Raw genomic sequence first — 7,078 nt, forward strand, 5'->3', positions numbered from 1 at the left:
CGCGCGTCCGATCGCCTCGACCAGGGGGAGCAGCCGGTGCGGGACCCGCTCGCGCAGGGCGACCTCGGTGCGGGTGCGCACGACGCCGGGCAGCCGGTTGAGCTGCTGCACGACGTCCTCGAGATGCCCCGCGTCGCGGGCGGCGACCCGGGCGAGCAGATCGCCGCCGCCGGTGATCGAGTACGCCTCGATGATCTCGGGCACGCCGGCCAGATCGTCGCCGACGTCGGCGAGGTGACCCTGGGTGACCTCGATGTGCACGAAGGCGAGCACGGGGTGGCCGAGGGCGGCGGGGGAGAGAGTGGGGGCGGTGCCGGTGATCACGCCGTCCCGCTCCAGCCGGTCGAGGCGGGCCTGCAGCGTGCCGCGGGCCACCCCCAGGATCCGCGCGTACTCACGCACGCTGGTGCGCGGCTGGTCGAGCAGGAGCCGCAGGATACGGGTGTCGAGCTGGTCCACGGCCATCGGCGGTGTGCTCCCTCGGGCGTGGCGACGGGTGGTACAGGACGGAACGCGCCGACTGTACCAATGGCCCGGTCCCGGCCGCCCGCCGAGCCCTTCAGGCGCGAGGTGCGCTCACCCCGGGGCCGGAGGCCGTCGAGCCGCGCACCACGAGCTCCGGCATGAAGACGAACTCGGTCGGCGGGGTGGGCGTGCCACCGATCTCCTCCAGGACTGCGCGGACCGCCGCCTGCCCCATGGCCTGCACCGGCTTGCGCACCGTCGTCAGCGGCGGGTCGGTGAAGGCGATGAGCGGAGAGTCGTCGAAACCGACCACGGACACGTCGTCCGGCACCTCGAGCCCGCGTCGGCGCGCCTCGCGGATGGCCCCGAGCGCCATCATGTCGCTCGCGCACACGATCGCCGTGCAGCCGCGGTCGAGCAGGTGCGCGGCGGCGGCCTGTCCGCCCTCCAGCGTGTAGAGGGAGTGCTGCACGAGGTCACGCTCGATCTCCGCGGGGTCCAGGCCGAACCGTTCCTGCATGGCGTGCACGAAGCCCTCGATCTTGCGCTGCACCGGCACGAACCGCTTCGGGCCGAGCGCGAGCCCGATCCGGCCGTGCCCGAGGGCCGCGAGATGGGTCACGGCGAGCTGCGTCGCCGCCCGGTCGTCCGGCGAGATGAACGGCGCCCGCACCTTCGGCGAGAACCCGTCGACGAGCACGAACGGCACACCCTGCGCCCGCAGTTGCTCATAGCGCTGGGTGTCGGCGGTGGTGTCGGCGTGCAGCCCGGAGACGTAGATGATGCCGGTGACGCCGCGGTCGACCAGCATCTCGGTGAGCTCGTCCTCCGTGGAGCCGCCCGGTGTCTGGGTGGCGAGCACGGGGGTGTAGCCCTGGCGGGTCAGCGCCTGGCCGATCACCTGGGCGAGCGCGGGGAAGATCGGGTTCTCCAGCTCGGGGGTGATCAGGCCGACCAGGCCCTCGCTGCGACGGCGCAGCCGCACCGGCCGCTCGTAGCCCAGGACGTCGAGTGCGGCGAGCACGGACTGCCGGGTGGCGGAGGCGACGCCTGGCTTGCCGTTCAGCACGCGGCTGACCGTCGCCTCGCTGACACCGGCCTGGGCCGCGATGTCGGCCAGCCGGGCGGTCGCCGGCGGGGACGGCACCGGCCGGTGGGCGGCCTGTGCGGGCAGCTGCGTCATCGCTCTCCTCGTGGAACTCCGGACAAGAGCACCGATGATCCCCGTGGACGCCCCTTGTGGCAAGACCTTGCAGACCCTTTCAGCTCGGCAAACACGGGTGAACAAGGGCATAACACCCCAGCCATTGCGCGGTCTTGCAGGTCACGAACCCGTAACGTGGCGTCCGTCCTGCAAAATTTTTCTGCAAGGTCTTTCGCGGGGCTTACGGCGCTGTTACGTTCACGTCGCCCGGCGGCCGCAACGGTGCAGTCGGCAAGTCGGCCTGGGGAGCGGACGGGACCGCTCCTCGCCCTGAACACACGGGCCTGGCCCACACACGGGCTTTCACCCTCTAGGAGATCTCATGCGGCGTGGCATAGCGGCCACCGCGGTGGTGGCGTCCCTCGCACTCGCGGCGACGGCCTGCGGCGGAAGTGACGACGACGGCGGCAAGGCGTCGGGCCCGGTCACCATCACCTGGTGGGACACCTCGAACGCGACCAACGAGGCGCCCACGTACAAGGCCCTGGCCAAGGAGTTCGAGAAGGAGAACCCCGGCATCAAGGTCAAGTACACCAACGTCCCCTTCGACCAGGCGCAGAACAAGTTCGACACCGCGGCCGGCGCCAGCGGTGCCCCGGACGTGCTGCGCGCCGAGGTCGGCTGGACCCCCGCGTTCGCGAAGAAGAGCTACCTGCTGCCGCTCGACGGCACCGAGGCCCTCGCCGACAAGGACAAGTTCCAGGCGAGCCTGATCGAGCAGGCCGGGTTCGAGGGCAAGACGTACGGCGTCCCGCTGGTCACGGACACCCTGGCGCTCGTCTACAACAAGGCGCTCTTCAAGAAGGCCGGCATCGACAAGGCGCCCACCACGTGGGCCGAGCTGAAGGCCGACGCGGCCAAGGTCAAGGACAAGGCGGGCGTCGACGGCTACTGGGCCTCCACCGCGGGCTACTACGCCCAGCCGTTCCTGTTCGGCGAGGGCACCGACACCGTCGACGCGCAGGGCAAGAAGATCACCGTCAACTCGGCCGCCGCCAAGAAGGGCATGACCACCTGGCAGGGCCTCTTCGACGGCAAGGGACTGCACAAGGCCGACGCCACCGCCGACGCCTACGCCCACATCCAGGACGCCTTCGTCAACGGCAAGGTCGCCGCGATCATCCAGGGCCCCTGGGAGATCACGAACTTCTACAAGGGCTCCGCGTTCAAGGACAAGAGCAACCTCGGCATCGCCACCGTCCCGGCCGGCTCCACCGGCAAGGCGGGCGCCCCGACCGGCGGCCACAACCTGTCCGTCTACGCGGGCTCCGACAAGGCCCACCAGGAAGCCTCGCTCACGTTCGTCAAGTGGATGACCTCCGCGAAGACGCAGGAGCAGATCGCCCTGAAGAACTCGACGCTGCCCACCCGTTCGGACGCCTACACCGCGAAGGTCACCGCCGACCCGGGCATCGCCGGCTACCAGAAGGTGCTGCCCGCCGCCCGGCCGCGCCCCGAGCTGCCCGAGTACAGCTCGCTGTGGACGCCGATGGACCAGGAGCTCCCGAAGATCGCCACCGGCAAGGAGTCCCTCGACAAGGGCCTCGGCTCCCTCGAGACGGCGTTCACCAAGCTGGTGCCCGACTTCTCCAAGTGACCCCGCCGGTCTCCGTGTAACGGCCGGTTCGCGCCCCGAAGGGGAGGGCGCGAACCGGCACCGACCTGCCCCAGCCCGATGCAGAAGGTGCCCCGCATGACCCTCGCCGTCGACCGACCGGCCACCCAGAGCCGCCCGCCGCGCCCCGGACCGATCCAGCGCTTCAAGGACTCCTACCGGAAGTACTGGTACGCGTACGCGATGATCGCCCCGGTGGTCGTCGTGCTCGGCGTCCTCGTCGGCTACCCGCTCGTGCGGGGCTTCTACCTGACACTCACCGACGCCGACAGCCTCAACTCCGCCCGGACGATCGGCGTCAACCACATCGAGGCCACCTACCAGTTCATCGGCCTCGACAACTACGCCGACATCCTGTGGGGTCCCGCCGCCTACGACCGCTTCTGGTCCCACTTCATCTGGACCGTCGTCTGGACGGCCGTCTGCGTCGCCCTGCACTACTGCATCGGTCTCGGCCTCGCGCTGCTGCTCAACGAGAAGATGCGCGGACGCACCCTCTACCGGCTGCTGCTCATCCTGCCCTGGGCGGTGCCCACCTTCGTGACCGTCTTCGCCTGGCGGATCATGCTCGCCGACTCCGGGATCATCAACTCGGTGCTCGGCTCCCTGCACCTGGGACAGCCGCAGTGGCTGGAGGACCCGACCTTCCAGCGGATCGCCGCGATCCTCGTCAACACCTGGTGCGGCGTCCCCTTCATGATGATCTCCCTGCTCGGCGGGTTGCAGTCCATCGACGCCTCCCTCTACGAGGCCGCCGAGATGGACGGTGCGAACGCCTGGCAGCGCTTCCGGCACATCACCCTGCCGGGCCTCAGGTCGGTCAGCTCCACCGTCGTCCTGCTCGGTGTGATCTGGACCTTCAACCAGTTCGCGATCATCTTCCTGCTGTTCGGCAACACGGCGCCGGACGCCCAGATCCTCGTCACGTGGGCCTACCGGCTCGGCTTCGGCCAGCAGCCGCGGGAGTTCGCCCAGTCCGCCGCGTACGGCGTGCTGCTGCTCTCCCTCCTCACCGTGTTCACGACGTTCTACTACCGCTGGTTGAAGCGCAATGAGCAGCTCGCCGTCTGACGCCGCAGGAGCCACCACCATGAGCACCACGACCGCACCCGAGATTCCCGCGCAGCGCACCGGCACCGGCGGCCCCGCCCGCGGCAGGACCGCCACGGTGCGCCGCCGCGGCGAGCGCAGCCCCCTGGCCCGGGCCCTGTCGCACGGCACCCTCGCCGTCGCGAGCCTCGTCGCGCTCTTCCCCGTCATCTGGCTCGTCTACCTGTCCCTCGGCCCGGACAAGGACGACTACCTGCACCCCGGCGAGATCGCCGGCAAGGCCACCTTCGCCAACTACTCCGAGGTCCTGGCGCACACCAACTTCTTCGAGTGGATGCGGTCGACGCTCGTCATCTCGCTCGGCACCACCGTCCTCGGCGTGCTCTTCGCGGCGACCACCGGCTACGCCGTCTCCCGGATGCGCTTCCCCGGCTACCGGCCGCTGATGTGGACCCTGCTGCTCACGCAGGCGTTCCCCATCGCCGTCCTCATCGTGCCGATGTACGAGATCTTCTCGGAGCTCGGCCTCATCGACACCTACCAGGGCGTCATCCTCGTCAACTGCACGACGATCGTGCCGTACTGCACGTGGCTGATGAAGGGCTACTTCGACACCGTCCCCATCGACATCGACGAGGCCGGACGCATCGACGGGCTCAGCCCCTTCGGCACCTTCTGGCGGCTCATCCTGCCGCTCGCCAAGCCCGGCATCGCCGTCGCCGCGTTCTACAGCTTCATCACCGCGTTCGCCGAGGTGCCCTTCGCCTCGACGTTCCTGCTCGACGACTCCAAGTACACCTTCGCGGTCGGCCTGCAGAGCTTCGTCAGCGAACACGACGCCCAGTGGAACCTCATGGCCGCCACCGCGGTGTTGATCGCGATCCCCGTCACGGCCTTCTTCTACCTTGTCCAGAAGCACCTGGTCACCGGCCTCACGGCGGGCGGCACCAAGGGCTGAACACCCACGCACCACCGACCAGTTGCCAGCTTCCCACGCAGCAAGGACACCATGAGCCAGCACCCCACCGACACCGCACCGGCCCCCGCCGGCGACACCCGCGCGGCCGCGGAATGGTGGCGCGACGCCGTCATCTACCAGGTGTACCCGCGCAGTTTCGCCGACAGCGACGGCGACGGCACCGGCGACCTCGAAGGCATCCGGCAGCGTCTGCCGTACCTGCGCGACCTGGGCGTGGACGCGGTGTGGCTGAGCCCCTTCTACGCCTCCCCGCAGGCCGACGGCGGCTACGACGTCGCCGACTACCGGGCCGTCGACCCCATGTACGGCACGCTCCTCGACGCCGACGCGGTCATCCGCGACGCCCACGCCCTGGACCTGCGCATCATCGTCGACCTCGTCCCGAACCACTCCTCGGACCAGCACGAGTGGTTCAGGCGGGCCGTCGCCGACGGGCCCGGCTCCCCCCTGCGCGAGCGCTACCACTTCCGCCCCGGCAAGGGCGTGCACGGTGAACTCCCGCCCAACGACTGGGAGTCCATCTTCGGCGGCCCCGCCTGGACCCGGCTCCCGGACGGCGAGTGGTACCTGCACCTCTTCGCGCCGGAGCAGCCGGACCTCAACTGGGATCACCCGGCCGTCGCCGACGAGTTCCGCTCCATCCTGCGGTTCTGGCTCGACATGGGCGTCGACGGCTTCCGCATCGACGTCGCCCACGGCCTGGTCAAGGCCGAGGGCCTGCCCGACCTCGGCGGCAGCGACCAGCTCAAGCTGCTCGGAAACGATGTCATGCCGTTCTTCGACCAGGACGGCGTCCACGACGTCTACCGCTCGTGGCGTCTCATCCTCGACGAGTACGACCGGAGGGAGGTGCAGTCCGAAGGCCTGCCCGCGGCGGGTCGGCGGCAGCCGGGCGGCCGGATCTTCGTCGCCGAGGCGTGGACCCCGACCGTCGAGCGCACCGCCCACTACGTACGCCCCGACGAGCTGCACCAGGCGTTCAACTTCCAGTACCTGGGCGCCCCCTGGGAGGCGACCGAGCTGCGGGCCATCATCGACAGCTCCCTCGACGCCATGCGCCCCGTCGGCGCCCCGGCCACCTGGGTGCTGTCCAACCACGACGTCACCCGGCACGCCACCCGCTACGCCAACCCGCCCGGCCTCGGCACCCAGATCCGCACCCCCGGCGACCGTGAGCTCGGCCTGCGCCGCGCCCGCGCCGCCACCCTGCTCATGCTCGCGCTGCCCGGCTCGGCCTACGTCTACCAGGGCGAGGAGCTCGGCCTGCCCGATGTGACCGACCTGCCCGACGAGGTGCGCCAGGACCCGTCGTTCTTCCGCGCCGCGGGCCAGGACGGCTTCCGCGACGGCTGCCGGGTGCCGATCCCGTGGACCCGCACCGGCTCCTCGTACGGCTTCGGGAGCGGCGGCAGCTGGCTGCCGCAGCCCGCGGTCTGGGGCGAGCTCAGCGTCGAGGCGCAGAGCGGCGTGCCGGGCTCGACCCTGGAGCTGTACCGTGCGGCCATCGCGGCTCGCCGGGCCACGCCGGGGCTCGGCGCGGGGGACCGCGTGACCTGGCGCGAGGACGCCCCCGAGGGCGTACTCCACTTCGAGCGGCCCGGGTTCGCCTGCACGGTGAACACGACGGGCGCGCCGGTCCGCCTCCCGGTGCCCGGCACGGTCCTGCTCGCGTCCGGACCGGTCGCGTCGGCCGAGGGCACGTTCGAGCTGCCCGCGGACACGACGGTGTGGTGGACGACCGCGTAACCGCGCGTCCTGAGAAGGA

6 protein-coding genes are annotated in these 7,078 nt (G+C 70.6%); 4 read left to right on the forward strand and 2 right to left on the reverse strand.

The features are described from left to right. Positions 1-465 (reverse strand): Lrp/AsnC family transcriptional regulator (locus tag GTW43_RS06070; protein WP_161300585.1); only part of this gene is annotated, 465 nt, incomplete at its 3' end. A gap of 94 nt (positions 466-559) precedes the next feature. Next, positions 560-1,648 carry a LacI family DNA-binding transcriptional regulator gene (locus GTW43_RS06075; RefSeq protein WP_161300586.1) on the reverse strand — a complete coding sequence of 363 codons (1,089 nt, stop codon included), beginning with the start codon at positions 1,646-1,648 and terminating at the stop codon, positions 560-562. Positions 1,649-1,991: 343 nt separating this feature from the next. Here GTW43_RS06075 and GTW43_RS06080 point away from each other — a divergent pair, with 343 nt between their 5' ends. The 4 genes from GTW43_RS06080 to GTW43_RS06095 all read left to right on the forward strand — a co-directional run bounded on the left by GTW43_RS06080 (position 1,992) and on the right by GTW43_RS06095 (position 7,059). Continuing rightward, entirely contained in the window at positions 1,992-3,266 is a 1,275-nt protein-coding gene (locus GTW43_RS06080; RefSeq protein ID WP_161300587.1) for an extracellular solute-binding protein, read from the forward strand. A 96-nt stretch (positions 3,267-3,362) separates the two neighbouring features. Then, positions 3,363-4,355, forward strand: coding sequence for a sugar ABC transporter permease (locus GTW43_RS06085; RefSeq protein WP_161300588.1), 993 nt, complete (start codon positions 3,363-3,365; stop codon positions 4,353-4,355). Between the two features lie 19 nt (positions 4,356-4,374). Then, positions 4,375-5,292 (forward strand): carbohydrate ABC transporter permease, encoded by a 918-nt coding sequence (locus GTW43_RS06090; protein ID WP_161300217.1) that lies wholly within the window; start codon positions 4,375-4,377, stop codon positions 5,290-5,292. 51 nt (positions 5,293-5,343) lie between these two features. Next, the gene (locus tag GTW43_RS06095) at positions 5,344-7,059 is read left to right on the forward strand and encodes a glycoside hydrolase family 13 protein (RefSeq protein ID WP_161300216.1); all 1,716 of its coding nucleotides are present in this window, start codon (positions 5,344-5,346) and stop codon (positions 7,057-7,059) included. The last annotated feature ends 19 nt before the right edge of the window (positions 7,060-7,078 follow it).

The sequence above is a fragment of the Streptomyces sp. SID5785 genome (assembly GCF_009870065.1).
In the GTDB taxonomy this organism is placed as follows: Bacteria; Actinomycetota; Actinomycetes; order Streptomycetales; family Streptomycetaceae; genus Streptomyces.